The organism is Candidatus Acidiferrales bacterium, from assembly GCA_036514995.1.
Lineage (GTDB): Bacteria > Acidobacteriota > Terriglobia > Acidiferrales > DATBWB01 > DATBWB01.
Genome location: DATBWB010000127.1, coordinates 1 through 2,277, shown reverse-complemented (window position 1 = coordinate 2,277; position 2,277 = coordinate 1). Strand labels below are relative to the sequence as shown.

General features: G+C 63.2%; 2 protein-coding genes. One reads left to right on the top strand and one right to left on the bottom strand.

Annotated features, from left to right (window positions below):
• Window positions 1-1,176 (top strand): histidine ammonia-lyase (gene hutH, locus VIH17_08950; GenBank protein HEY4683361.1); only part of this gene is annotated, 1,176 nt, incomplete at its 5' end.
• A 99-nt stretch (window positions 1,177-1,275) separates the two neighbouring features.
• On the opposite strand, the gene VIH17_08945 is transcribed toward hutH, so the two are convergent.
• A partial coding sequence (locus VIH17_08945; protein ID HEY4683360.1) for a prolyl oligopeptidase family serine peptidase occupies window positions 1,276-2,277 on the bottom strand: 1,002 nt, incomplete at its 5' end.

Here is a 2,277-nt window from a genome sequence, read left to right as displayed (position 1 = left end):
GTGATTGAAGCGCTGTGCGAGATGCTCAACCGCGGCGTTCATCCGGTGGTTCCCTCCCGCGGTTCGGTCGGGGCCTCCGGCGATCTGGCGCCGCTGGCGCATCTTTCCCTCGTGCTCATCGGAGAAGGCGAAGCGGTCTATCGCGGAGAATGCCTGCCGGGCGCGGAAGCTCTGAAGCGCGCCCGCATGAAACCCATCACGCTCGAGGCCAAGGAGGGTCTGGCGCTCCTGAACGGCACGCAGGGCATGCTTGGCCTCGGGCTGCTTGCCCTTCTCGATGCGGAGATTCTCGCGGACACAGCCGATGTTGCCGGGGCGCTTTCGCTCGACGCGCTGCGTGGCACGCCGGTAGCTTTCGACAGAAGAATCCACGCGGTGCGGCCCCATCCCGGCCAGCAGGCGGTGGCTCGCCATCTTGTGGCGCTCAACCGCGGCAGCCAGATTCGCGAATCGCATCGGTCCGCCGCGTCGGACAGCCGGATGCAGGATGCCTACTCGCTGCGTTGCATGCCTCAGGTTCACGGGGCGGTGCGCGACGCGCTGGCCTACGTGCTGCGCGTTTTTGAAATTGAGATGAATTCAGCGACCGACAACCCGCTGGTCTTCTCGAAAGACGGCGTCGTTCTTTCCGGCGGAAATTTTCACGGCGCGCCGCTGGCGCTGGCCCTGGATCTTCTGGCGATTGCGCTTACGCAACTGGGCGGGATCAGCGAACGGCGCATCGAACGGCTGGTCAACCCGGCGCTGTCCGAACTGCCGCCCTTCCTGGCTGAGCACCCGGGGCTCCATTCCGGCTTCATGATGGTCCAGGTCGCCGCCGCCGCGCTCGCTTCGGAAAACAAGACGGCGAGTCATCCCGCGTCGGTCGATTCCATCACCACTTCCGGTAACAAGGAAGACTACGTTTCGATGGGGATGGGCGCAGCGCTCAAGGCGCGGCAGGTAGTGTCGAACGTGCGCAACATCCTGGCCATGGAACTCCTCTCCGCCTGCCAGGGGCTGGACTTTCTCGCTCCACTTCAGACGGGCCCGGCAGCCATGAAAGCCTACCGGCTGGTGCGTTCCGTCTCGCCCCGAGTCCTCAAAGATCGCAGCCTGGCCCAAGACATCGCCGAAGTGTCCACCTTGATTGCCGCCGGAAAATTCCAACAGGTTCTCAAGCAAGCGCTGACGTAGCGGCGTCCTTTAGGCCGACATTTCACCGCGTCAGGCAATGCCCGCCCCGTACCGGAATCGGTACGGGGCCCGCCTGAAGCCGCTACCCCCGGCAGCAAACTAGCCCAGCGCCCGGCGCAGGAAGGTGGCAAAGCGGAGAGCAGCGATATAGTTGAAGGGCAAATCGGCGAGCGTGTAGTGCCCGCAAGGCAAAACCAGGCGTTCGTGCCCAATCTGATAGCGGTCGAGCTCAGCAAACAAATGCCGCGAAAATTCCGGCAAAAAAGAGGGATCATACTTTGCTGAAATAAGCAGGCATTGCCCGTCGCGGCCAACCATGCGATGCACGTAGGGGAAGGGGCTGATCGGCGCCCAGAAGCGGCGAATCTCTTCCGGTGTCACGTGATCGCGCAAGCTGGCCCAGACCAGCGAGGTGGTTAACCCGGTGCGCACCACATCGCCGAAATAGGTGGAGACATGGAGAAAGACCCCGGCGCGGAGAGCCGGCTCGTGCGCCATGGCAATAAAGGCGACGGCCGATCCGATACTCGTTCCCAGAATCCCGAGGCGCGTGTAGCCTCGCTGCTCGAGCCAGCGGGCCGAGAGCTTGACGTCCATCACCGCCTGGCGCGAAGCCTGGAGCGTCAGACCGATGTTGGGCGAAACCATGTAGTCAGCCCGCTCGATCCCGTCCGGTTTCCGCCGGTCGTGATAGGGCATACTGAGCCGAAGCGCCGCCACACCGCAGCGGTTCAGGAACTGGCAAATGTTGACGTGACTTCGCTCGTCGGCATTCCACTGCGGCAGGATAATCACCGCTCGCTTGCCCTTTCCGGCCGGGAAGAGCCGGGCGTAAACGGTGTTGTTCACCGCGTACGCGGTCCGGACGGCGCTCGGAAAGCTCAGCAGGTTGTCTCGGAACTGATAGTCGTCCGTCGCCGGGGTAGCGAAAAAGTCGTCGCTCCGGGCGAGCGCCTCACTGGCATAGCGGAAGAGAAATTCGCGAGGCTCCGGATCGTTCGCGGGGGCGCCCAGATGCTCGATACCCCACTCAAAAGGCAATGTGCGGCGATTATCGTCCTGGTTCCAGCGCTCATTTTCGCGCCGAAGGATTCTTTGTTC